Genomic DNA, 24,114 nt, shown 5'->3' with positions numbered 1-24,114 from the left:
GCGGGATCACCCCCCACCGGACGAGAAGTCGGACCAGGCGCGCCGTTGTCTCCCGTCTCATGAGTACAAACACAACACGCCTCGTCATAACGATTTCCTTGCGAAGGGGATCAAATTCCTCCGGCTGGGACGGACGGCCAACCGAGGGAACCGTCCAACGTGACCCGATATGAACCGGTATCCATTTACCACATGCTGATCAAGGTTAAGAGCGCAGAAACGATGGGAATCCACAACGAGTCGACCAGTACTCGACGCGGCGTTCGCCGAGCCAGGCGTCGCCGGTTCCTGTGCGCGATGGGGGGTGTGGGAGTCGGGGCTGTAGCCGGTTGCTTGGGGATGCTCCCTACCGATGGGACCGACAAGGGGACGCCAGGGGACGTGGACGACAGTGGCGGATCCTCAGACTCCTCGGGGCGGTCCGGAACGTTCCTAACTGGCACCTACAACGGCGAACGGGGGTTCGACTCGGAGGCGTTCGGCACGTGGCTCGGTCGGAAACCGGCTGTCACGGAGCTCTTTGTGGACGCCCTCGCCGGCGAGGCGTGGGTCGAAACGTTCGTCCGGACGCGAATGACGCCAATCTGGAACCGCGGGCAGGTGCCGTTGGTCGTCTGGCAGCCCTATCGTTCACCGCGTGAGCGAACCCCGGCGGACGTTGAGCGCAAGATCACCGACGGGACGTACGACGACATCATCAGAGCGTGGGCAAGGGAGTTGGCATCGTGGGCGAAGCCAACGGGGTCCCGCGACCGTCGGTTCTACTTTGTCCCCGCCGAGGAGATGAACGGCGACTGGTATCCGTGGGGTGTGCTCTGGTCCGACGGCGGGGCTGGGCCGACGACACGAACCGGTTCCCCACGGGACTACGTCGGGATGTGGCGTCACCTCCACAATCGGTTCGAGGAGGAAGGGATGGACGAACGCGTGATACAGTGGGTCTGGACCCCGAACGCTGATCAGGCCGGGGACATCCCGACCGAGCGATACTACCCGGGCGACGAGTACGTCGACTGGATCGGCCTCAACGGTTTCAATTACGGTGATATCAACCAGTACTCGCGTTGGCAGACGCCGGAAGAGCGGTTCGGGTCGATGATCGACCGGATGAAGGCTCTTGCCGACAAACCGCTCGCGTTCCCCGAGGTGAGCAGCACGTCGTTCGTCGATGGGGCCTTCCGCCCGTCGCGGAAAGCCGAGTGGATCGAACAGCTGGTTTCGTTCGCGACGGACGAGAACATCGAACTGGTTTGTTGGTACAACTTCGACGACACGGGCACCTGGGAGTCCGACTGGGCGGTGTTCGGGGGAGAGCACGGCACCTCGGCCGTTACAATCGACAACAAACGGTACCCAGTCTACAATGCCTACCGGCGCGAAACCAAACCTCCGACCGGGCGTGACGCGCGTCCGGACCACCCTCGGTCCCTGACCAACGACGAGTTCGCGGGACGGTTCTGATTTCTTACGTTGTCAGAAAAATCAATTAGAAAGAGTGATGTAACATTCGTCGGTGCAAGGCGTTCCGCTGGTTGAGTTATCGCCGACATCGAGGACGGGATTTATCGGCTTTGATGGTATGAATGCCTGTTAAATCCCCGGAGCATGGAGTAAGAACGGGGTGGAGAAGGTCGGTGATTCAACAGCGTCTCATCTCTGATATCAGTCCAAGACGCTTCACGCCATGAGAGTTTACTCATCCTTAGCTCTCTAATCCCGAGTAACACGCATTTCTGCTGTGGGGGTTGGCAATCAAAATCATGCCTGGGTGTGCATACTCCCCGACGGCTGCCAGAAATACCGTGCAAGATACAGAGGCTGTATTCAGCACGGGCAACAGCTATCTCTATTCCCGATCATGTAGAAGTCGATGAACTCGATGAAACCCATCTCAGTCGATGACCGGGAGCTGCAGATCTACGTTACCCCACTGGAGTCGGACTCTCTAAGGGGCGACTGATATGGGGACGCTACGTCTCGATCACGTGGGTGTTGTCGTCGATGATCTTGACGCCGTGGCCGCGTTCTTCCTCAATCTGGGATTCGAGCGCGAGGGCGGGACGCTGGTCGAGGGCGAGTGGGTGGACAAGATCAACGGACTTGATGGCGTCCGAGCGGAGGTGGTGATGGTGCGAGCGCCGGACAGCAACGGCAAACTCGAACTCGTCAAGTACCATGCGCCGGCCGACAGTGAGGGCGCGCACCCCTTGCCGGCGAACCGGCTGGGGTTCCGACACATCGCTATCGAAATTAATGACCTCAACACGATCGTCGATGAACTGCGAGACAACGGTTTTGACACGGTCGGTGAGGTCCGTGATTTCGAGGACGCTTATCGACTCTGCTATGTCCGCGGTCCTGAAGGATTGATCATTGAGCTCACCGAGCAGATCGCCCCCAGGGAAGCGAGCTAGGCGGCCGTCCGACTCTCCGACTTCCATATCTGATCGCAATGAGCAGTGATACTGTGGACGAGGATATTCGCTCAACGCCATCGGCAACTGCGACCAGACGCTACCAACGCTGATCTTCAGCTGGACTGTGTGATTTGCCAATTTAGGATGCAAGATACACGCTGCCTATTCAGCAGCGTTTGTCCAAGCTGGCGAATTTTTGCCAAGAGCGACGTGTGAGATAGAGGGTATCTCTCGCACCTAGCCTCTGTCGCTATCTCCTGCCACAAACCTACCGAACTGTCCCCTGTCAACGACTAAGTGGCTGCCGGCAGGGTAGCCGAAAACCCGGATTCACCTGTCAACAGATCTCTATTAGCACGTCAGCCAGGGTTAGATTGGAAAATGTTCTCTGGCAAAACCCATAGACTCCAATCAAATGTGATTATTGTATGTCTGCTCTACTGAATAACAGATGGCCGATGGTTAGTGGCACAAGTATCCATAACCCCATAACAATGAAACCGTACCAGTCATTCCAGAGAGTTGCACCTAACAAGGGGAACACCGTAATTTCACGAGCCGCTGGGATGACCGCTCTCGTCGCCTGAGCAAATGCCGTTGATGGGTTCATGTAGCTAAACAGTATCAACCAATCAGGGAATGATTCTGGCTGGGATGGATTGTTAACGAATACTGTTATGAGTAGTGTCAAAACCGAATCCCATAATATCAAAGTCACCAAATAAATCGCGCCTGCACCGATAATTGCCTGCTGTAGCGATCGTGTACTTGCTGAAAATGAAACGGCAATAGAGATACAGACCAGCGCATAGAGCATCGAAAGCAGTGTATATACCACAAAGACATCAAGCGCAAACGAGTCGTATGTGAGTAACGCGATGAGGGCAGCGGTACTGTATCCAAACAGTATCGCAACTGAAACCACAGCAGTTTGGCCGATGACCTTCCCGAGGAAAACGTCCCTCCGCGTATTTGGGAGCCCGAGAGTCAACCGAATGCTCCCATGTTCGCGCTCGCCGGCAACTGCTTTATATCCGACTACGAGTGCCACCAGCGGAATGAGATATAACGCTGGTTGTCGCATACTATTCAGCAGTGCGATTGTATCGAGATTGCCAGTCACCGGATCGCCCATTTCTGGTATCCAATGAATCGTGGCCCAAAACCCCGTCATGGCCACAAAGAGCACGATGAGCCCGTGGAGCGTGTACGACCGGATAGCGTCCTGAAACTCCTTTTTCGTGACTGCAGCCAAGCCCATTCTGCTAATGTAGATTTAATTGCCTTTTAGGGCTACTGGTTTGTGATCCGTCTACGCAATTGGCCCTGGTATACAAAACCACACTCCGACCCACACCCACGGTTTCTTCTGGATCAGAGGCCAGGCAGGATAAACAAGACCGTGAATCCCGTTGGAGGTCTCTCTGACGCAACCACCGGTTGTACGTCAATCAGAGCACCATCCTAATTTTGCACATCATATTTCGCCTTTGAGTGCAGGCTATATGCAAGATACGCGCCCTGTATCTCGCACGACCGCTGAAACCTATCACTGTTTTAGACTGTCCCCTTACCGACTGATGTCGTACTGGGCGATTTCGGTGGAGTTACACACTGGACACGACTCTACACCAGGATCCACGTTCAAGCCACACTGACGGCACTCCACGACGAGTTCGCGATCCGAGTGGCCCAGCACGCTTTCACTGTCTCAAGCATGATCGTGGAAAGGAGGGGAGAGCGTGTGACGCGCTCTGATCCGAGGGCTGGCGAGAGCATCGCCCTCTATCTCAGGGAGACACCACGCCATTATAGAGCCTTTCCAACCGGAGTAGAAGTGAGATCGTCCGGAGTACACGTTCTACCTCTCGATTCTACCGATCATTCATCAGTCGGCGTGATGTAGACCCGCTCGTCGACGTAGTAGATGTGGCCCCGGCTCTGAAGGTAGTGTTCAGATACGCTGGTTCCATGCGACGGCGAACGATCGCAACCACTCGTCGGCAGTTGCTGGATCGGCGTGACCGAAACAGTTCGAGAACGAGGCGGTACGTCGTTTCACCTCGCGAAAGACACGTTCGACGGCGTTACGATTTCCGTGTCGTTCGGAGCGGAAATCGAGGCCGTCGGCGGCGGCAGGCTTCGTGTAGCGGTGTCGCGCCGTCGACGAGGAACGTGGCGTCATCGACGTGGTGTTTCTCACGAAGTTCGGCGAAGAAGCCATGAGCGAGAGCGGTGTTTCTGGTCGACTCAAGCTTCGTGTGCAGCAGTTCGTTCGACTCGGGATCAACCACGGCGTACAGCCAGTAGCGCTCGTCGTCGAGTCGGATCACGGTCTCNAGCAGTTCGTTCGACTCGGGATCAACCACGGCGTACAGCCAGTAGCGCTCGTCGTCGAGTCGGATCACGGTCTCGTCGACCGCGACGTGCTCCGGCGTCTTGCCGGACTCTGGCTGTAACTCCGCCTCGTGAACCCAGTTATTGATCGTGGATCGAGCGCGACTAACGCCGAATACGTCGAGAATCGAGACAGTGTTCGAAAGCGAAAGACCGGCGAGATGCAACTGGATTCCGAGCTTCATCAACAGTCGCGGCGTTGCTTCTCGCTCCACAAAACCTCACTCGATCTCGTCCAAACAACCGTTGAGGCGGGTGGATTTCCGCATAGAGCACTGAAATCACACCGCGCCTCACTTTTCAGCCGTATCTGAACACTACCTATAAAGCACGCACAAAACTTATTACAACGTACCATGGATTGTCTCATAGGACCAACGATGGGCGGTCCGTTGCGTGGCATCACCTTGTAACCGCCGCCCCGTTGGTCCACCCTCCCCCTCCGCTGGTATCACACCCACTGGCCAGATGAACGTGGGTCGTTGCAGAACAGGGACTCAATCGACCGATCTGCGACACACAGTCCTGTATCCAAGTTTGTCACCGCCACCCAAGGAGAACTGTCGAATTCAAGGTCGAAATGGACGAGGTACGGCCTCTTGGGTGATGCCACGCGGAACTGAAGGCCGCACCTCTGACACATATAGGCGCTCTAAGGACATCAATATAGCGTCCGTTGAAGGCATCAGAGCCACAGTAGTGCGGGGTAACTGGGTTTCACCGTTCGGGTGGTTTTCAGAACTCTGAAAGATCACCTCCCGTCGTCTCGCAGGATGGTTTTCCTCTCCGCTATCGAGTCAGGAAGTGGCCGCAAAGGGGATGGAGTCCGGATGCGAGAATCGAGCCTATGTTTTGACATCGTAACATCACTCAGCAATCAATGTCCAAAGCGATCCCTTCGAGATCTTCCCGAAATCGGCCGTCCGATGACACGCGATACAGAGTGAAGCCACGTTTTCGAGACAGTGCGTGTCCTTTTTTTGTGATCTTCCGATTCATCGAACGATCGAACGGGCACGATGTGATGGACGTCCGGATTGTGACCGAGTTCGTGTTTCGTTTTCGAACACCGAACGCACGCGTGTCCATCGCGTTTCAGCGCTCGCTTTCGAACGTTTCGCCAGCCAGTCCCGTACGATTCGTTACCGCCTCCTTTCCAGTTCGGATGATCAGAGCCGGTGAAAGCCGCCGATAACCACGTCCGACGGCAGTCCTCGCTACATACAGCCACGTCGCCAGTGAAGTTGCTCGGATACCGTTCGATAGCCGTGTCGCAGATCGCACACTCTCGTTCCATCTTTCCACCGCCCCACAATGGATGGCTGAGTCCTTTGATATCGGGCGTTATCCGCCACGATTCGTCTGCGACGCAATCCGGACAGTACAGACCTTTCTTCGTTGAAAAATAATATTCGAACTCGGTTCCACAGATCCGACATTCTGCATCCTCTTTTCCCCTCGATAGTTCGGATTTGCTTCATCCTCGAACGATACCCCCCTCACAACGACACTCCACGGAACAGTACTTCTTCGCATACGAGCAGTAAAACTCGCCGCTACAGTTCGCACACTCTCTGTTCGGTAGTCGTTCGTCGTGAACGAGACTGTGATGGACTCCAAGCCCTCATCTGGTGTCGAACGCAGATCTGCACGTCGGACACTCGAACGACATGGTCGAAGCTGCTGTGTCACCGTTGATGAACCTACGGCGTCGAGTCGGTGGATTTGGCGGGTGTACTGTACGAGTGCGTTGGTCGAATTAGCGAAAGAGAATTGTCATGGTCCGGGTGCGAGAATCGAACCCGCGTCTCAGCCTCCACAAGGCTGAAGGATGACCACTACCCCAACCCGGACACGCAAGCGAGAGTTACCCCCAGCGAATAAAGTACGTTACGACTCGGGCCGCCGAGTCGTCGATACGGTTCCGCGATGCTTTTTGCCGCCTCGCCCGTACGCTCCCCTTACGCGTGGCCATCACCGACAAGATCTACGTCAAGAACCACCGCCGGATCGGGTCTCAGCTCGAAACCCGGATCCCGCGGAGCGCGTTCAGCGGCGCGACCCTCGATATCCTCTACTCCGGCGAGGGGCTCTCGAAGCTCGACGACGCAACGCAAGAACGGGTGCTCGACTTCGCCGAGGACTTTCTCGACTGTGACTGCGAGTCGAACCCCTACTGTGGCCACCCCGAACGCAAGTTCATGCGCTACCTGCTCGATCTCCGTGCCCAGGGGCTCGGTCCCGACGCCATCGTCGACGTGATGGGCGACGAGTACCTCGTGACGGCCTATCCGGGCGACGTGCTTTCCTTTCTCGACAACTCGGTCCGCACGCTCGAAGCGATGGAGGACCTCGCGAGCGTCGAACACGACCGCGAGATGGAACAACGAGTGAGCGAACGGAAACGCGACCTGCTCTAACCCAACTTGAACGGCTCTTCGCTGTCGACCTCGTCGTCGAGCTCTTCGAGCTGGATCACGTCCTCGCCGCCCTCCTCCTCTTCGAGACGCTGACTCAACTGGGTGACGTACCGCCGGTGCTCATCGAGCTGATCGCGGAGATGTTCGGCTTCGAGTTCGAGGCGCTCGTGCTCGCGGACGTAGCTTTTGGGCACCTCGACCTTCGGCGGAAAGCTCGACCCGCTCTCTGTGGATTCGTCGTCGACCTCGTGCTCGGGGACGACCTGCACTTGGCCGTCGTGGGCAACCAGCATGTCGACGTAGTTGCGAAACACCGCCGAAAGGGAAATATCGCGCTCCTCGGCGATCTCGCGGAGTGTCTCGAAGGCGTCCTCGTTCACCCGAAACGAGATCGTCTTGTTCTTGTTGCCCATCTGGATACGCGTCTTTCGCCCCCGTCGACTTAACCCTTTGTCAGACGCTGGCACTGGCGGTCCGGCAGGCCGAAAACGAGCCGCGGATCGACGCCGCGTCAGTCAGCGTCGACCGCGACCTCGTCGTCTTCCTCCAGACTTTCGAGCGCCGACACCGCCGCGCGTCGGTAGTTCTCGACCGGCAGATCGTAGCGTTCGGTCGCCATCCGGGCGTACTCGTTGGTGTCGTCGTCGAAGGCCTGGATCCGTTCGATCGTCCGCTCGGCGGCCTCGACCACCCAGCGGTCGCGGGCGGCATCGTCAACCACGGTGATCGATTCCGGACGAACGGCGACGTTGGTCTCGCCGTCGTCGGTCTCGAACGTTCGAGGTTTGCCCGCCACTGCGACGTACTCCGGAGGATTGATTTCCCGAAGCGCGCTCGCGGCCTCGGGCTGGTACTGGCCGGCGTACACGTAGAACGTGCCCGTCGGATCGACCACGCGGCCCTGCCAGTACTCCGAATCCGAACCCACGTCTTCGGTCTCGGTCAGCGTGCCCACGAAGAAGATCCGGTTCGCGCGCTCGCCCGTCGGGAGGAGGAGGTAGACCGGCGCGCGCTCCTCGTCGCTCTCCTTGAACGTCTCGCTGCCGTCGTTGAACTCCCTCGCGAACACGCGCTGGGCGACCTCACGGGTGGGTGCTCCACTCATTAGAGCGACCTCGCTTTGATCAGCGTCTCCTCGGCATCCGTCGGCCCGCCGAGTCGCTCGAACTCGTTCGCGAGCACGTACCGGCCGAGGGTGGGGCCCTCCACGCGGTAGTACCCACCGAGAACCTCCTCTCGGATCTCGTCGGCGACCACGGAGGTGTCGAGCGCGTCCATCGCCATCTCCTTCGCCTCGTCCAGCGAGATGCCGGCGAGCTCCTCGGTCGCCTCCTGATCGAAGATGGTCTCGTGGACCGCGTTGCCGTCGTCGATCACGGCCTTCACCCGGAGGTCGAACTCGCCCTCGACCTCGCCGTGCTCGCTACACCGGCCGTTCTGGAGCACTCTCGTACAGCCCTCCTCGGGACACCGCTTGATGAGACCGCTGCCGCGCTGGATATCGACCAGCGCGCCCTCCACGGTGATGGCGTCGTCGCCGACCTCCATCTCCTCGTCGAGCTCCTCGATCGTCGTCGTCCGGTTGAGCTTGATCGAGAAATCCCCCTCGTACTCGTCGGTCACCACGTTTTCCAGCCGGTAGACCGACCCTTCTTCGAGTTCGGGGAGATCCGACTTCGCCCACTTGGTGAACTTGAGAGTGCCGGAGGGATCGCCGAGCAGGCCGACCTGGCCGACCGACTCGCTGCGTGGGTCCCAGAGTTGAGTGATCTTCGCCGTAACGTTCACCCACTCCTCGGGCGCATCGATCGCACCGATCTCGCGGTCCTCGCTGTCGCCGCCCGACTCGGGCACGTCGAGCTCTTCGTCGAGTTCCTCGATCGTCGTCGTTCGATTGAGCTTTACTGAAAAGCGGCCCTCGTACTCGTCGGTCACCACGTTTTCCAGCCGATAGACCGATCCCTCTTCGAGTTCGGGCAGTTCGGAGGTCGCCCACGCGGTGAACTTTATCGTACTCGTCTCGTCACCCAGGAGACCGACCTGAGCGATCGACTCGCTGCGGGGCTCCCAGAGCTGGAGCACCTCCACCGTGATATCGACCCACTCCTCGGGCGCGGCGATGGTCTCGAGGGTGCGTTCCTCGCTCTCGCCACCGAGTTCGTCTCTGTCCATCCCGGCCTCGTCGAGGTAGCTGCTGGTGACGCTCCGGCGGGCCTCCTCCGCGGGGACCTTGTACTCGTTCACCAGGGTGTCGAGGCGCTCCTCGACGTCCGCGACGGTGATGTCTAGCGTATCCGAAAACTGGTCGTGTATCTGCTCTGCGTGCTGTTGTACGTCCGTCATTGGTGTTCCTGTCTCCGCTTTGTTTTCGGTGGGAGACACACGTGGGTTGGCCCCCGATGGTATAAAAAGTTCCGCGAGCGAGGTGAAAGTGAACCCCCGGCGCAGCCGACGGGCCTTTGTAGCGCGCCGCGCAATCGAACCCATGAGCGACGAGGGGCGCAGCGGGTTCCTCGGGGCGACCGCGCGTGCAGCGGGGCGGCGGTTCGCGGCGGCGAAGCGCGCCTACAGCCGCGGTCAGGAACGCGCCGACGCCGAGGGACCCTACGACGAACACGCCAAAATAGTGTGTCGTCGACACGCCCAGAAGCGCACCGTCATGCTCGACGGCTACGTCCCCGACTGCTTCGAGGCTGGCCATCCCGACTGCGAAGGCTGTCTCGAAGACGTCCGCGAGGGCACCGTCGAGACGTGGTGAAACCGCGTCGAGAAAAGCTGTCCACTCGGTCGCCGAACCGTCCTACCCGCCCCAGAAGTTCTCCCGACTCCCCAGCCGCTGGCGGCGCTTCGGCCTGTCGTCGCCGCCGTTTTCGTCGTCATCGTCGTCGGTTTCGCCGTCCGTCACGTCGCCCGATTCCTCGTCTTCGTCGTCCATCGGCAGACGTTCGAGTTCGTCGGCGCGAGCGTGGTTCGAACGGACTTTGGTGACCTTCACCCGGGCGCGTGCGTCGGGGAGCACGCCGTCGACGAAGACGATGAACCCGTCGTCGGTCCGACCAACGCCGGCTCCGCTCTCGTGGATGTCCGTCACGTCGACGATGAGCTCCTCGCCGATCTGCACGGGTTGGGATTTGAGTTCGCGGATGGGCTGGCTGTAGTGGTTGCACCACTCCGCACCACCCCGGTTACCGTAGTGTTGACACCCCATCCCGGCGACCCGCTCGGAGAAGCTGGGACATTCGTCGGCGAGTGGACAGTCCGCCATGCTCGCGGTAGCGTACCCGCCCGCTAAACCTTTGCGACTCCTCACCCACCGTTTGCTGTCGTTCGAAAATCTTCGGTTTTCGGACCACGAACGCAGGGCGCTCGGTCCGCTCTGCCGCCGCACCGCTACCGCAACCACTCCGGTGCTCACTCGTCGAGCAACTGCTCGGCGAGGATCGGCACGAACGTCCCGATGTCGGTCACCATCCCGACCGCCTGGGCGCTGCCTCGATCGAGGAGCTGAGTCACGGTCGCGGGGTTGATGTCGACGCAGATCACCCGCGTCGTCGAGGACAAACAGTTCCCGACCGCGACCGAATGGAGCAGCGTCGAGAGCATGAGCACGAGGTCGGCCTCGTGGGCCTGCTCGCGGATCGCGTTCTGGGCTTCGACGGCGTCGGTGATCGTGTCGGGCAGCGGGCCGTCGTCGCGGATCGAGCCCGCGAGCACGTACGGACGATCGTTTTCGACACACTCGTACATCACACCCGACTCGACCAGCCCCGCGTCGATCGCTTCCTCGATTCCGCCGGCGCGGATGATCTCGCTGATGGTGTAGATGTGGTGTTTGTGGCCCTTTCGCGGGTGGTCGAGTGATTCGGTATCCATCCCCAAGGAAGTGCCGTACAGATCGCGTTCGAGGTCGTGGACCGCGAATCCGTTGCCCGCCGAGAGCATGTCGACGTACCCCTCGCGGACGAGGCGAGCGAGGTCCTCTCGCGCGCCGGAGTGGATCAGTGCCGGTCCGCACACGGCAAGGACCGACCCGCCCTCGCGCTTGGTCTCGGCGATCGCCTCGGCGACCTTCGTGATGGTCGATTCGGAGGGGCGCTCCGAGGAAACCCCGCCCTGCATGAACCCGAACGCACCTTCCTTGTCTCGCGGGCGTTCGGGCGGGCGGACCCGGATCCCGGTCTCGCCGGTGACCACCAGATCGCCCGCCTCGATCCCGTTCAACACCTTCGTGTACGCGCGTGGCCCACCGTCGCCGCCCGCGTCGTCACCACCAGTGTCGCCATCCACATCGTCCCCGTCGCCGGCTCCCTCCTCGACCACGACGGCGCAGTCCATCTCGATCCGGTCGACGGAGAGCCACTCGCCATCGTAGCGGATCTCGGTCGGGTGGTTGGTGGTGGAGTAGAAGTCGGGCGGGACGACCTGGTCGTCGGGTGCGGGTTCGAGGCTCGCATCCACCGGATGGGAGGGGTTCGCGCCGTTCTGATGGAGTTCGTGGACGATCGAGCGGAGTTCGGCCTCGTCCTCGGCGAACACGGTGAGCCGGGCGTAGGACTCCTCGACTTCGCTCCGGCCGATCTGGAACTCCTCGACCTCGAACGATCCCCCGAGATCCATGATCGCGCCGAAACACGCCTGCATCATCCCCGAGTCGATGATGTGGCCCGAGAGTTCGACCTCGCGCGAAACGGTCATAGTCGGGGATACCGTGGGGTGAATAAGTCGGTTGCGGGTGCCGCGAGTGTTGGCGTCGTGGGTGCGAGTGAGGCCGAACTCACTCGGCGTCGGTTCGGCGTTCGACGCGCCACGTCGCGTCACTCACCGCACACAACCGGCGGTAGAGCCCGCGCAGCCCCGCAGGATCGGTCTCGGGAAGAACGTGGAACTCGATGGTCCCGTCTCGAACGGCCGCACGAAACACGTCGCCGGTCTCGGTGTCGTGGACGAGGTACAGCGCCATCGGCAGGTCGAACCAGTCGCCGTAGGTGTACGCCTCGCCGTCGAGTACGCCCACGAGAAGCGCGTTCAACTCGTCGTTCCCGATGTCGTCGCCGGGTGTCAGCGAGAAGACGGTCCCACCGCCGTATTCGAGGCCGTCGTGGCGAGAATAGCGTCGCTCCGGCGGGTGGGGGATCTCGAACGACGGATCGGGCGATGCGTCCGACATGATGTTGGAGGGCTGACGGTCCGGCGTCCGGCCGACTGGCCTCGGGTACGGCGCTCTCCGATTTATACTTGCGGCCAAACGGTTCAGAGCCGTCGGAACGTGTATTCCGTCCCGTCAGTCACGTTTGACGAGATGGACAGAGACGTATTGTGTGCTACGGCGACGGAACGCCACCTCACTGCACGCCGAGGTAGCCGGCTGCTTCCCGAGCGACCGCCTCGGTCCGGATGTCGGCGTGTCGAACCGAGGTGACGGTCCACGGGTTGACGTAGCTCTCGTGGTCGAGACCGCCGGTCGTGAAGTCATCGTCAGCCAACGGGATCGCCACCGAGCGCCGTGTGGTCGTCACCGCGGCGTAGAGCGCCTCCTCTTCGCTGAATGGATGGGTATCGTCGCTCAAACAGACGTACGGTCAGTGACTGTGTGAGCCGAACAAATCGGGACGCTTCACGACCATGCCGCGAGCGTATGCCATCGGTCAGTCCTCGAAACAGGTTCCGAGCCCGGCCTCGAACCCCACTCGCACACTGTCCCGCCGTAGCTCAGTCGAGCTCGACCGGACAGCCGTTGATCTCACCGCCGCGCATTCCGCGTGCGAGCCAGAACACCGAAAACACGAGCGCCACCAGCGCGAGCGCAGCGAACTCCAGGCCGTCGAACGGCAGCACGGCGAGCGACGCCGTGACGCCAAAGAGCGAGAGCACGCCCGCGAGCACCGCCGAGCCGCAGGCCGCACAGCCCGCACCGAGCGTGCCGAGCACGACGCCCGCGACGCTCGTGGTGCCCTGGGCGGCCGAGAGCGCGTGCTCGCGGAGATGGTAGATCACCATCGCGACGTTCACCCCGACGAGCACTGCGGTCACGACGAGCAGCACACCTTGAAGCGTGCCGTAGTTCGTCCCGATGAAGGGGTACTGCTCGGCGAGGATGATCAGTCGGCTGTCGAGCGGCAACGAACTCGTCACGATGAACTCCGCGAGCGGGAGGTTCTGTGAGAGCACGAACAGCGTCAGCCCGCACACGGCGGCGACGAGCGCGATCGCGGCGTACAGCGGGATAGTGACGACCAGCCTCGCAGTACGGGCCATCAGTCGCCAGTCGCGCGCTCGGGTCGGCAGTCGGATCGAGCGAGTCGCCGCCATCTCAGACCCCTAGCGCCTGCTCGAACACGTCGTAGCTCTGTGCACCCCGGATCTCGGTCAGGAACTCGCCGTCACGGAAGAGATAGAAGGTGGGCGTGCTCACCACGCCAGCGTTCTCGCCGGCGTCGATGTCGCGCTGGACCGCCGCGTCGAACTTTTTGGCCTCGGCGTCCGCGACGACCGCCGCGGCGTCGAGATCCGTCTCGCTCGCGAGGAACTCTTGGGTCCGGTCGAGCACGTTCGAGTTCGAGAACTCACTCTGCGTTTCGAAATAGTGGGTCTTCAGCTCCCAGAACGCCGCCTCGCTCCGGGCGTCGGTGGCTTCGAGCGCCTGCATCGCGGGCTTGCCCCACTCGTAGGCATACGGGAAGTTCCGATAGACGTAGGTCGCCTCGCCGGGTTCGACGAGTTCCGCTTCGAGCGTCGGGAGCGTGCCGGTGTTGAACCGCTCGCAGTTCGTACACGAGGGGTCCTCGAAGGCGACGATCAGGCCTGGGGCCGCACCAGGCGTCGGACCGCGGTACGGCTGGCCCGCGAGCGCCGCGACCGCCGGATGGTCGATGCTCGCGGCTGGTGGCGTTCCGGTGGCCGTCCCGTTCGTTGCCGATCCGACAGTGGTCGACGACCCGTTGCCGTTCGACGTGGATTCACCTGACGACGTGGATCGTCCCGACCCAGTAGCGTTCGTCGACCCAGTAGCGTTCGTCGACCCGGATGCGGTCGTGCCGCTCGCCTGGCTGCCAGCCGTCGTACTCGCCGTACCACTGTCGTTTCCGTCGTCAGCGCCCCCGGTATCGCTTCCGTTCTCATCACCATTTCCACCGGTCCCCCCACCACTACCGAGACAGCCGGCCAGCGCGCCGGCCGCCACGGCGCTCGCGAGGAACGCCCGCCGATCAATCTGCATGAGAGAACCCACGGCCGGCGCGAGTATAGCCCTCCCCCGAACTGGCACGGACGGCGCACGACCGTCGCTTTCGGGAAGGGCCTCTCTGTCGCGAACCGAGGCGAACGAGTTGGGGGCCGATGGCGTTATTCACGCTGGTAGCGTGGTTCGAGTATGTGCGGACGCTACACCATCTTCACGCCACCAGACACCCTCGAAGACCGATTCAGTGTAACCACCAGACGGTCGCTGGAGCCACGGTACAACGCCGCACCCGGCCAAAAGCTACCGGTCATCACGAACGACGCGCCCGAGACCATCGACCACCTCCAGTGGGGACTGATCCCAGGATGGGCCGACGACCCGAGTATCGGGAACCGCCTCATCAACGCCCGCGCGGAGACCGTCGACGAAAAGCGGAGTTTCAAGGAGGCGTACGAGCGCCGGCGGTGTCTCGTGCTCGCCGACGGGTTCTACGAGTGGACCGAAACCGACGCCGGCAAACAGCCCTACCGCGTCACGATCGACGGCGGCGAACCGTTCGCGCTCGCTGGACTGTGGGAACGCTGGCATCCCCCACAGAAACAGACGGGTCTCGACGAGTTCGGCGACGGCGAACCCGACAGCGAGGCTGATCCAATCGAGACGTTCACGATCGTCACGACCGAACCCAACTCCGTGATCGAGCCGCTCCACGACCGGATGGCTGTGGTGCTCTCGCCCGACAGCGAACGCCAGTGGCTCGCTGGCGAGGCCGACGGGAAGGAACTTCTCGAACCGTACCCGGCCGAGGAGATGCGCGCGTACCCGGTCTCGACCGCCGTGAACAGCCCCGCGAACGATTCGTCGGAACTCGTCGAGGAAGTCGACGCCTCTGCCTGAGACGAGCTAGAATCAAGAAAAGAGGTCGTCGTGGCGTTCGGCGAGATCGGTGTACGCTCCCGAGGAGTGGGCCTCGAAGATCGCTTCGGGATCGAGCGTGGTCTCGGCGAGCGGAGTCACGGTCGCGGGGACGCCGCGGACGAACGACTCCGGTGGGATGTCGTACCCCTCCGGCACGGTGGTCCCGCTCGCGACGATGCTTCCGGCCCCGACCGTGACGTCGGAGTTCACGGTGGTGTTGAACCCCACGAGCGCGCCGTCCTCCACGACGGCGTCGTTGAGCACCGCGCCGTGGCCGATCATCACTCGATCGCCCGCGGTCGAGGCGTGGAGCACCGCGTTATCACCGATGTGAGAGTGCTCGCCGACCCGGACGGGCGCGACGTCGCCCCGGAGCACGACGCCAGGCCAGACGCTCGCGTGCGCGCCCACCGCGACGTCACCGACCAGCGTCGCCCCGTGACTGACGTGGGCAGCGGGATCGATGTCGGGCTCCGTCCCCTCGAACGCGTAGCGACCCGTCATATGTGCTACAAAGAGCCCATCGAATAAACCTCTATGGGGGTGGCTGACATACCTGCGAAGGGACAGCGGTCAGATCGATTCGGTGTCGGCGGTGCGCTCGTTCTCGACGTTGCCGGTGTTCCGTGTTTCGGCGGGTTCGAACAGCAGGACGTGCGCCTCGCCGTCCGCGACGGGCTTGTGCTCGACGCCGTGCGGGACGATATAGAACTCGCCCTCGTCGAGATCGACGCTCTCTTCTGGAAGTTCGATCGTGAGATGGCCGTCGAGCACGAGGAACAGCTCGTCGGCCTCGTCGTGGTGGTGCCAGACGAACTCACCCTCCATTTTGGCGAGCTTGACCGCCTGGCCGTTGAGCTCACCGACGAGCTTCGGCGACCACTGTTCGTCGAACTGGGCGAGTTTCGCTTCGAGATCGACTTTCTCGTGTTCCATGTTCTGATTCCTGATTAGGACCGTTCGGTTAGCAAGATGTCGGCAGCCATGCGTTTGACTGTTCGTCCACCGTCTCAAACTCGTGTCCGACGCCAGGGATCGAAATCGACGCGGCACGAGTGTCGGCCTCGGTACTCATAGGGCTCGTCGTCACCAGGTGCCGAGTCCGGCTCGGAACCGCGCCTCGTCATCGGCCGGCGGCGCTACGCCCCACGGAGAAATGACGCTTTCGCGCTGGTCCCGGCGGGACCTGTACCGCGTCTGCTTCGCCGGGCGTGAGGAGGATACGCTGTCGCCTCGCAGTCGTGGCTCCGTCGCGATCCACGACCTCAGTAGGACACAACCTCGATGCCGAGCGCTTCGAAGTCAGTGGCGTTGTCGGTCACGACCGGCTCGTCGTATCGGTCCGCGACCGCGGCGATCATCGGGTCGATTCTGCCGATCCCGCTCTCCCCGCCCGCGTCCATGTCCGCCTGCGCGAGCAGTTGCCCCGCACGACGGGCGAGTGCCGCGTCCTGCTCGACCACTGGATACATCCGGAGTGCGTTCCGGAGGTTCCGACGCTCGTCCTCGTCGCCGAAGGCCACGCCGTAGGACAGTTCCGCCACGACCGGCGTCGGCACGCGCTGGACGGCCCGTCGTTCGACCAGCGCCACCCCCATCTCGAAGGCGGCGTCGCGGCCGGCGAAGAGATCGATCAGAAACGAGGTGTCGAGTATCACTCGAAGCGTTCCCTGAGGTCACGCTTCGCGTCGGCCTCGGTCGCTCGCTTCGCACCGATTCGCTCGCGCATCGCCGCTGCTGTCTCTGTGGAAAGGATGCCTGCGACGTCTTCGGGGTGTGGCCCACCGATGAGCCGGCGAAGCGCGTCCTCCATCGTCTCACTGTCGCGCTTGTGCGAGGCGACGAACTCGTGGAACTCCTCGGAGACGCGGACCGACTTGCTCATGGGTTTCCGTATACTCAGTTATACGAGTTTATCAACGTTCGGATCACAAGCCACGTCGTTAGCACTGTCGTCGTTCGATCGTGCTGCGAAGCGCCGTCGAGAGCGTCTACGATCCAGTTCTCAGCCACGATCCGACTACCCCATCGTGAACTCGGTGCCACACTCCGTGCAGGTCAGATGAAAGGCTCCCTCCTCGATGAGATCGAGTTCGTGGGCGGTCTCCTCGCCGCACTCGCGACACGCGACGAGCGACTCCATCTCCTCGAAGTCGTGGCGGGCCTTCGGTGCACCGAGCGCGAACCCCACTACCTGTTCGTCGGACTCGTTGGTCCCCATCTGGAACTCACCGGGGGCAAATCTGATGAACTCGCCCGCCGCGACCGACACTTCCTCGCGCTCGCGGCCAACCTCGAACGTCGTCTCGCCCTCCTGAACGTAGAAAACCTCCTCCTGATCGTGGTGGGTGTGGAGCCCGCCCGAGAAGGACTCGCCGGGTTCGAGCTCGAAGTAGTTCATCGCGAACTCCTCGGTCCCGAGCGCCCCCGAGACCGGTTTGCGCACCGAATGCACGCCGAGTGGATTGTTGACGACGTCGACCTCGTCGATCGCGACTTTTTCCATGCCCACACCACCGCCGTCACGGTCAAAAGCGTTCGCTCCACCGTCCGGCGACCGCGTTTCGTCCACCGGCCAAAGAGCTATCACCGAAACCACGAACGTGGCGGTATGAGCACGCTCGAACGATCCGCGTGGGGACTCGTCGAGGAGGCCGAACGCGACGTCGAATCGATCTCGGTCGAGACACTCGAAGCCGAACTCGCCGAAGGCGAAACGATCGCCCTCGACATCCGCGATATCCGTGAGGTCTGGATCGAGAGATCGATCCCCGACGCCGAGCACGCTCCGAGAGGTATGATCGAGTTCTGGGCCGATCCCGAGACCGACTACTACAAGGACTTTTTCGATCCCGATCGGCGATACGTCCTCTACTGCAACGAGGCCGGCCGGTCGGCGCTCGCAGCGAAACGCCTCGCTGAAATGGGCTACACCGACGTCGCCCATCTCGACGGTGGGTTCACCGCGTGGCAGGAATCCGGCGGTGACGTCGTCGACGTCCCACAGAAGGACTACAAGAGCTGATTCCGACTCGAACGACGGTCGGCGATCCGTTCGCTGACCTTCGATGGATTCGCCGCACGCCCCGATGGCCTCGTCGACAGTCGTCCCAGATCCTCCCGAACTCTCTCGGATCGGCTGATTTCGGGTCGGCTACAGCCCCGTTGGACAGTCGACGAACGTTGTCTCGACGCCCCACTCCTCGGCCAGCGACAGCAACGACCGCACGCCGAACGTCTCGGTCGCGTAGTGGCCCGCGAGATAGACGTGGATGCCGGCCTCTCGCGCCTCGTGATAGACCGCCTGTTTGCCCTCGCCGGTCACGAACGCGTCCGCACCGGCCGCGACAGCCTCGTCGAGCCAGTCCGCCGCGCTCCCGGTGGCGATCGCGACGTTTTCGATCCGTTCGGGGCCGAAGTCGAGGTGCTTGACTCCTTGCTCCGGGTCGCATTCAGTCGCGAGTCGGTCGCGGAGTTCGTCGGGCGCGAACTCGTCGGGCGAACGTCCACGAAGACCGATGTGTTCGCCCCCGAGCGTGCCGAACGCCTCTCGATCTTCGAGGCCGAGCGTTTCGGCGAGGCCGGCAGCGTTGCCGATCTCGGGATGGCCGTCGAGCGGGAGGTGCGAGACGTAGAGCGCGAGGTCGTTCTCGAAAAACGGCGCGAGTCGGTCGTAGGTCGGGCCGGTGGCGCGCTCGAACTCGCCCCAGAACAGCCCGTGGTGGACACAGAGCACGTCAGATTGTGCGTCGGCAGCCCGTTCGGCCGTCTCGACCGCCGCATCCACCGCGAACGCGGCGTGATCGATGTCGGGATCGGCTTCTGCTGGGCCGCCAGGACCGACCTGGAGTCCGTTCGCGCTCGCGTCGAGGTCGGCGTAGGCGTCGGTGCGGAGCCGTTCGTCGAGCCGTTCGCAGAACGTCGAGAGGTTCACCCCGGCCGCTTCAGGCCCGATCGTTAAGAACGTGTGCGTCGAACAGTGACCGCTGTTGCGATCCGCGAACGACACGCGAGGTGATCGACGATGGGCAAGTTCAGGAAAGCACTACGAGCGTGGCGACGACTACCACGCAAGACCCAGCGACGTATCAAACGGAAAGTACGCGGCGTCGTTCGCCGCGACGACGACTCGTCGAACCGATAGCGCCGATTTTCCCGGAAAGCGAGACGTGGGCCGTCGTGCGTTCCCGCGACCATCGCTACCGCATCGGCGGTGGCCTCCGGAGCGACCGTCCGAGTTCACTCGTCGCTCGGCTCGATCCGTGTGCCCTCGTTTCGTGGGCGGCACACGAGGACCTCGCCATCGACGCCGACCGACGACAGTGCGTCGTGGGCTGCATCGCGCGCGTCGTCCGCGCGTTCGTCGTCGACCAGCCCGTAGACTGCGGGACCCCACGACGACTGCCCCGCGCCCGTGATCGCCGACGATGCGCCGAGGTCGTCGATGAGGTCGCCGAGCGGCGGGCGGTAGACGCCGCCCTGCTCGTCGGCGTACCACGCGCCGTTCAGCCGACCGAGTTCGGCGATCGCGCTGCCGAACCGCTGGAGCGACCCCTCGGCGGCCGCCGGCAGCAACCGCCGCGCGACCAGCTTCGCGATCTCGTCGGTGATCGTGGGATCGGCCTGGGCCGCGACGCGTTCGAGGCTTCGCTCCTCGCGGTCGCCGCTCCGACCCCGATCGAGATCGGGGATCGCGACCACGAACCGCCACGAGTCCGGGAGCGTGTGGCGGGCGACCGGCGTCGGGACCGTCCACTCGCCGTCCGTCGGTGGATCGGCGGTGAACCGCTCGGTGTGGTGTCCCGCGTCGACGACGAACCCGCCCTGCTCGAACGCCGCACAGCCGACCCCGCTGCGGCCGCCCCGGCCGAGCGCCGGCGCGCGCTCTCGAACTCGGGGTTTGCGGTCGTGCGCCTGCGCGACCGCCGCGAGCACTGCGAGCGCGAGCTGGGTGCCGCTGCCGAGACCCACGTGACGCGGGAACCGCTTGCGGCACTCGATCTCGACGCCCGGGACATCGAGGAGTTCGACCGCACGTTCGGCGTATTCGGCGGTGCGGGGATCGTCCGCGCGAACGGTCGGGGCGGGCCGAGCCGTGAGGACGATCCGTGGCTCGGCGAGCGCGACCCCGACGCCACCGTAGAGGCGCTCGCGGGCGAGCGAGAGGCTCTGGAACCCGAAGTGGAGCCGCGCGCCGGCCGTGACCTTCGCCATTGGCGACCCCTCGGTCCGTCTGCGAAAGTCGGTTACGATCGGTCGCCGAGGACGTGCGCCGCCGCATGGTCCGCGCCGTTCTCGTAGGCCGGCGATTCGAGCGGCTGACTGACCGCCCGGACGACGTGGGCGGGTGAGTGTTCGACCTGAAATCCTTCGATTCCTGTGCGCTCGATGACTCGCGAGACGCCGTGTTGTTCGTCGGTGAACGGGTAGACGATACAGGGCGTGCCGGCGACCGCGGCCTCCATCACGGTCGAGTAGCCCGAACACACCACCTTGTCGGCCGCCCGTATATGGGGGAGGAGTGCCGGAACACACTCCCAGTCCGGTCCGCCGACGAACGTCACCTCGTGGCCTGCGTCTCGGAGCCGAGCCGCGAGATCGTCGTATCCGGTCGAGTACGCGCTCGGCACCACGAGGACGTCGGTCTCGACCGGCTTTCGTTCCTGCTCGTCGGCCGGAGCGTCGAGCGCGATCGGTGGAACACGCGTCACGCCCGGCGGGTCGCCGGGATCAGCGGGCCAGATCGACGGATAGAGAAACGCCTCGGCGGCGAACAGCTGGTGGCGGTTGAGCAGCCACGTGAACCCCTGCTCGATGACCGCGTCGTAGTACGCCGAGGCGTTGTGGGTGCAGACGAACAGCCGCGTGTCGGCGAACTCGGCCGCCATCGCGGCGAACATGTCGTCGGTGACGAGCGCGTCGGGCTGCTCGCGCCGGAGCCAGCCCACGTAGTCGTACACCCGCCGCGCGCTGCTCGGCAGGCTGTTCGTGAGGACGTGGCCGAGCGAGCCACCCTGATAATCGCCGATGAAGTCGACGGGGGCGGGTTCGAACTGTTCGTACCCGTTGTACTCGATGAAGCGTGCGCCGTGACCGCCGCCGGCGAGCGTGACCGTCGCACCGCGGGCTTCGAGCGCCCGTGCGACCGCCAGCATCCGGGTCGCGTGACCCGCTCCCTCGGGGTAGTGGGCGACGGCCACAGTGGGTTGCATTGCCCGTTCCTGCCACCGGCGGCCACAAAACCTGTTCGACTCGGTTCCACTCCCGCGTGAAGCGGCAAGCAATCGTCCCGCCACCCGAAGTTAAGCCGCTGGCCACCGAGGCGAGTGTATGAGTCAACAGTCGAAATCGCCCGAGGCCGCCAGTGACGACGAGCCCCAGGACGACCCAGAACGACGAACGCCCGACGATCTTCGGAGCCGCGAAGTCACGGACGGCCCCGAGCGCGCACCCCACCGGGCGATGTTCCGGGCGATGGGGTTCGACGATACGGATCTCGACTCGCCGATGGTCGGCATAGCGAACCCCGCCGCCGACATCACGCCGTGTAACGTCCACCTCGACTCGGTCGCCGAGAGCGCCATCGAGGGCGTCGACGCCGCGGATGGAATGCCCATCGAGTTCGGCACGATCACGATCTCCGATGCGATCTCGATGGGCACGGAGGGGATGAAGGCCTCGCTGGTGAGCCGGGAGGTGATCGCCGACTCCGTGGAGCTGGTGGCCTTTGGCGAGCGGATGGACGCCCTCGTCACGGTCGCGGGCTGTGACAAGAACCTCCCCGGGATGATGATGGCCGCTATTCGTACTGATCTCCCGAGCGTCTTCTGCTATGGCGGATCGATCCTGCCCGGCGAACACGGAGGCCGAGAAGTCACCGTCCAGGACGTCTTCGAGGGCGTCGGCACGTACGCCGAGGGCGAGATGAGCCGCGAGGAGCTGGACGACCTCGAACGCAACGCCTGCCCCGGCGCGGGGTCGTGCGGTGGAATGTTCACTGCGAACACGATGGCCTCGATCGCGGAGGCGATCGGCCTCGCGCCGCTCGGGAGTGCGAGCCCACCAGCCGAGAGCGACGAACGTGGCGAGGTCGCCCGCGAGGCCGGCGAGATCGCGCTCGATGCGGTCGCCGAGGACCGCACACCGTCGGACATTCTGACGCGGGCGAGTTTCGAGAACGCGATCGCGCTCCAGGTCGCGATGGGCGGCTCGACGAACGCCGTGCTCCACATCCTAGCGATGGCCGCCGAAGCGGACATCGATCTCGACATCGACACGTTCGACGAGATCTCCCGTCGGACGCCGAAGATCGTGAACCTCCAGCCGGGCGGCACGCGCGTGATGAAGGATCTCCACGACGCCGGGGGCGTCCCGGTCGTCGTCCGCCGGCTCGTCGAGGGCGGGTACATGGACGGCGATGCGATGACCGTCACCGGGCGCACGATCGCCGAGGAGTTGGAGGAACTCGATCTGCCCGCCGACGAGTCGATCGACGCCGACTTCCTTCGACCCGTTGCGGACCCGTTCTACGAGGAGGGAGCGATTCGTATCCTGAAGGGAAATCTCGCGCCCGACGGCGCGGTCATCAAGGTCACGGGCGAGGAGGGCCTCCGACACGAGGGTCCCGTGCGAGTGTTCGAACGCGAGGAGGGTGCGATGGAGTACGTCCAGGAGGGCCACGTCGACTCGGGCGACGTGCTCTGCATCCGCAACGAGGGGCCGAAGGGCGGGCCGGGGATGCGCGAGATGTTGGGGGTCACGTCGGCGGTTGCGGGCCAGGGCCACGCCGAGGACGTCGCGCTCTTCACCGATGGACGCTTCTCGGGGGCGACGCGGGGCTTCTCGATCGGTCACGTCGCACCCGAGGCCTTCGACGATGGGCCGATCGCCGCGCTGGAGGACGGCGACCGAGTGACGATCGACGTCGCCGAGCGGGTCCTGGAAATCGACCTCACCGACGAGGAGATCGAATCCCGCCTGACCGAGCGCGAGCGACCCGACCCCGACTACACTTCTGGCGTGCTCGCGAAGTACGGGGTGATGTTCGGTTCGGCGGCCGATGGCGCGGTGACGAACCCCGGCGCGAAGCAGGAGTGAGCGAAGGCACCGATTCGTTGCTAATCGACCGGGCAAGAGGTTGCAGCCCGCAAGCGCAAGACGAGTGGTGCGATCTCTCGGGGTAGCGTGCTGGCTACCGGATTGTGCGAGAGCGGGTTTCTCGCGTCAAAGCGGCGCAGTCCTGGCGTCCTGCGTTCGTAGTCCGAAAGCCGACGGTTTTCGTCACCACGAAACGGTGAAGCCGTTTCGAACGACTTCGCTCAGGAGAACCGGTTTTAGACGGGGTTCGACCGAGCGTCGGAGGCGCGAGGAGGACTCCGTGTAAACAGTGGGTGTCTAAACGCCGCTGACCGTCGAACGATATTCGGAAAGGTGTTCGTGGGCTTCTTGGACGTTTTCGCGGGCGTCGCCGTCGATCTGGGCTTCGATCTCGTTGAGCGCGTTCTCCATCCGGGCGATCCGGCCGTGGTCGGGGCCGCGGTCGGCGTCGGCGAGGTCGTCGAGCTGCTCCGCGAGCCCGTCGATGCGCTCGCGCAGATCGCCGTCGGTGTCCCGTCTCGCGTCGGCCAGCAGCTCCCCGGCGGTCCGGAGTTGATCGCGTGTCATAGACGCTCTCCTCCCCGTACGGATAAAACGATTGTGTCGCGTGCAAATGATGCTTCAACTATAATTTTTGCTTAGATGTTTCGGCGGACAAACACATAAGTTTCGCACGCACGAAGGG

General features: G+C 63.1%; 25 protein-coding genes, 1 tRNA gene and 2 pseudogenes. 7 read left to right on the top strand and 21 right to left on the bottom strand.

The features are described 5' to 3' along the window. Window positions 1-339 precede the first annotated feature (339 nt). Entirely contained in the window at window positions 340-1,461 is a 1,122-nt protein-coding gene (locus C450_RS09150) for a glycoside hydrolase family 26 protein (protein ID WP_005042893.1), read from the top strand. A gap of 500 nt (window positions 1,462-1,961) precedes the next feature. Next, a complete protein-coding gene (locus C450_RS09145) occupies window positions 1,962-2,414 on the top strand; it encodes a VOC family protein (RefSeq protein WP_005042890.1) in 453 nt (150 codons plus the stop codon). Window positions 2,415-2,838: 424 nt separating this feature from the next. Here the strand turns inward: C450_RS09145 and C450_RS09140 are convergent, their stop codons facing one another. The 3 genes and pseudogenes from C450_RS09140 to C450_RS09125 form a co-directional block, all read right to left on the bottom strand. Next, a complete protein-coding gene (locus C450_RS09140) occupies window positions 2,839-3,678 on the bottom strand; it encodes an ABC transporter permease subunit (RefSeq protein ID WP_005042887.1) in 840 nt (279 codons plus the stop codon). A 693-nt stretch (window positions 3,679-4,371) separates the two neighbouring features. Then, window positions 4,372-5,029: pseudogene (locus C450_RS09135) on the bottom strand (IS6 family transposase). A 1,566-nt stretch (window positions 5,030-6,595) separates the two neighbouring features. Next, window positions 6,596-6,667, bottom strand: a tRNA-His gene (locus tag C450_RS09125). A gap of 114 nt (window positions 6,668-6,781) precedes the next feature. Here C450_RS09125 and C450_RS09120 point away from each other — a divergent pair. After that, complete coding sequence (locus C450_RS09120; RefSeq protein WP_005042883.1) at window positions 6,782-7,234, top strand: DUF5814 domain-containing protein; 453 nt, start codon at window positions 6,782-6,784, stop codon at window positions 7,232-7,234. On the opposite strand, the gene C450_RS09115 is transcribed toward C450_RS09120, so the two are convergent. The 3 genes from C450_RS09115 to C450_RS09105 form a co-directional block, all read right to left on the bottom strand. Further along, window positions 7,231-7,647: a hypothetical protein gene (locus tag C450_RS09115; RefSeq protein ID WP_005042880.1), complete on the bottom strand. Its 417-nt coding sequence runs from the start codon at window positions 7,645-7,647 to the stop codon at window positions 7,231-7,233. The genes C450_RS09120 and C450_RS09115 overlap by 4 nt on opposite strands. 98 nt (window positions 7,648-7,745) lie before the next feature. Continuing rightward, on the bottom strand, window positions 7,746-8,339 hold the full coding sequence (locus tag C450_RS09110) for an RPA family protein (RefSeq protein WP_005042879.1): 594 nt from the start codon (window positions 8,337-8,339) through the stop codon (window positions 7,746-7,748). Then, window positions 8,339-9,214, bottom strand: coding sequence for a replication protein A (locus C450_RS09105; RefSeq protein WP_449271551.1), 876 nt, complete (start codon window positions 9,212-9,214; stop codon window positions 8,339-8,341). The genes C450_RS09110 and C450_RS09105 overlap by 1 nt, the downstream gene beginning before the upstream one ends. Before the next feature lie 505 nt (window positions 9,215-9,719). Between C450_RS09105 and C450_RS09100 the strand changes: the two genes are divergently transcribed. Continuing rightward, a complete protein-coding gene (locus C450_RS09100) occupies window positions 9,720-9,992 on the top strand; it encodes a DUF7091 family protein (RefSeq protein WP_005042874.1) in 273 nt (90 codons plus the stop codon). A 42-nt stretch (window positions 9,993-10,034) separates the two neighbouring features. On the opposite strand, the gene C450_RS09095 is transcribed toward C450_RS09100, so the two are convergent. From C450_RS09095 to C450_RS22575, 6 genes and pseudogenes are all read right to left on the bottom strand, one after another. After that, window positions 10,035-10,499, bottom strand: a complete 465-nt coding sequence (locus tag C450_RS09095; protein WP_005042872.1) for a TRAM domain-containing protein — start codon at window positions 10,497-10,499, stop codon at window positions 10,035-10,037. 146 nt (window positions 10,500-10,645) lie between these two features. Beyond that, complete coding sequence (locus tag C450_RS09090) at window positions 10,646-11,929, bottom strand: ornithine cyclodeaminase family domain (protein WP_005042870.1); 1,284 nt, start codon at window positions 11,927-11,929, stop codon at window positions 10,646-10,648. A gap of 79 nt (window positions 11,930-12,008) precedes the next feature. Further along, complete coding sequence (locus C450_RS09085) at window positions 12,009-12,401, bottom strand: hypothetical protein (protein ID WP_005042868.1); 393 nt, start codon at window positions 12,399-12,401, stop codon at window positions 12,009-12,011. Between the two features lie 175 nt (window positions 12,402-12,576). Then, window positions 12,577-12,876, bottom strand: a pseudogene (locus C450_RS09080) (hypothetical protein). Window positions 12,877-12,943: 67 nt separating this feature from the next. Next, window positions 12,944-13,543: a hypothetical protein gene (locus C450_RS09075; RefSeq protein WP_005042864.1), complete on the bottom strand. Its 600-nt coding sequence runs from the start codon at window positions 13,541-13,543 to the stop codon at window positions 12,944-12,946. Window position 13,544: 1 nt separating this feature from the next. Continuing rightward, window positions 13,545-14,450 carry a DsbA family protein gene (locus C450_RS22575; protein ID WP_005042862.1) on the bottom strand — a complete coding sequence of 302 codons (906 nt, stop codon included), beginning with the start codon at window positions 14,448-14,450 and terminating at the stop codon, window positions 13,545-13,547. 153 nt (window positions 14,451-14,603) lie between these two features. Between C450_RS22575 and C450_RS09065 the strand changes: the two genes are divergently transcribed. Further along, a complete protein-coding gene (locus C450_RS09065; RefSeq protein WP_005042860.1) occupies window positions 14,604-15,311 on the top strand; it encodes an SOS response-associated peptidase in 708 nt (235 codons plus the stop codon). 12 nt (window positions 15,312-15,323) lie between these two features. Here the strand turns inward: C450_RS09065 and C450_RS09060 are convergent, their stop codons facing one another. The 5 genes from C450_RS09060 to C450_RS09040 form a co-directional block, all read right to left on the bottom strand. After that, a complete protein-coding gene (locus C450_RS09060) occupies window positions 15,324-15,836 on the bottom strand; it encodes a gamma carbonic anhydrase family protein (RefSeq protein WP_005042859.1) in 513 nt (170 codons plus the stop codon). Between the two features lie 69 nt (window positions 15,837-15,905). Beyond that, window positions 15,906-16,268: a cupin domain-containing protein gene (locus C450_RS09055; protein WP_005042857.1), complete on the bottom strand. Its 363-nt coding sequence runs from the start codon at window positions 16,266-16,268 to the stop codon at window positions 15,906-15,908. 329 nt (window positions 16,269-16,597) lie between these two features. After that, entirely contained in the window at window positions 16,598-16,990 is a 393-nt protein-coding gene (locus tag C450_RS09050) for a PIN domain-containing protein (RefSeq protein ID WP_005042854.1), read from the bottom strand. Beyond that, window positions 16,987-17,217, bottom strand: coding sequence for a hypothetical protein (locus C450_RS09045; RefSeq protein ID WP_005042853.1), 231 nt, complete (start codon window positions 17,215-17,217; stop codon window positions 16,987-16,989). Before C450_RS09045 ends, C450_RS09050 begins: the two co-directional genes overlap by 4 nt. Window positions 17,218-17,352: 135 nt before the next feature. Then, the gene (locus C450_RS09040) at window positions 17,353-17,838 is read right to left on the bottom strand and encodes a cupin domain-containing protein (RefSeq protein ID WP_049909991.1); all 486 of its coding nucleotides are present in this window, start codon (window positions 17,836-17,838) and stop codon (window positions 17,353-17,355) included. A 105-nt stretch (window positions 17,839-17,943) separates the two neighbouring features. Here C450_RS09040 and C450_RS09035 point away from each other — a divergent pair, with 105 nt between their 5' ends. Next, window positions 17,944-18,357 (top strand): rhodanese-like domain-containing protein, encoded by a 414-nt coding sequence (locus C450_RS09035; protein WP_005042850.1) that lies wholly within the window; start codon window positions 17,944-17,946, stop codon window positions 18,355-18,357. Between the two features lie 129 nt (window positions 18,358-18,486). Here C450_RS09035 and C450_RS09030 read toward each other — a convergent pair whose 3' ends face one another. The 3 genes from C450_RS09030 to C450_RS09020 form a co-directional block, all read right to left on the bottom strand. After that, on the bottom strand, window positions 18,487-19,266 hold the full coding sequence (locus C450_RS09030) for a Nif3-like dinuclear metal center hexameric protein (protein ID WP_049910021.1): 780 nt from the start codon (window positions 19,264-19,266) through the stop codon (window positions 18,487-18,489). A gap of 305 nt (window positions 19,267-19,571) precedes the next feature. Continuing rightward, the gene (locus tag C450_RS09025; RefSeq protein WP_005042847.1) at window positions 19,572-20,546 is read right to left on the bottom strand and encodes a beta-ribofuranosylaminobenzene 5'-phosphate synthase family protein; all 975 of its coding nucleotides are present in this window, start codon (window positions 20,544-20,546) and stop codon (window positions 19,572-19,574) included. Between the two features lie 32 nt (window positions 20,547-20,578). Beyond that, entirely contained in the window at window positions 20,579-21,544 is a 966-nt protein-coding gene (locus C450_RS09020) for a glycosyltransferase (RefSeq protein WP_005042845.1), read from the bottom strand. 118 nt (window positions 21,545-21,662) lie between these two features. Here C450_RS09020 and ilvD point away from each other — a divergent pair, with 118 nt between their 5' ends. After that, window positions 21,663-23,429, top strand: a complete 1,767-nt coding sequence (gene ilvD / locus C450_RS09015) for a dihydroxy-acid dehydratase (protein ID WP_005042844.1) — start codon at window positions 21,663-21,665, stop codon at window positions 23,427-23,429. A gap of 297 nt (window positions 23,430-23,726) precedes the next feature. Here ilvD and C450_RS09010 read toward each other — a convergent pair whose 3' ends face one another. Beyond that, on the bottom strand, window positions 23,727-23,996 hold the full coding sequence (locus tag C450_RS09010) for a DUF7553 family protein (protein ID WP_005042842.1): 270 nt from the start codon (window positions 23,994-23,996) through the stop codon (window positions 23,727-23,729). Window positions 23,997-24,114: the final 118 nt, after the last annotated feature.

Source organism: Halococcus salifodinae DSM 8989 (genome assembly GCF_000336935.1).
GTDB lineage: Archaea > Halobacteriota > Halobacteria > Halobacteriales > Halococcaceae > Halococcus > Halococcus salifodinae.
Note: the sequence above shows the minus strand (reverse complement) of the source record. Positions and strands in the feature narration are given on the sequence as shown.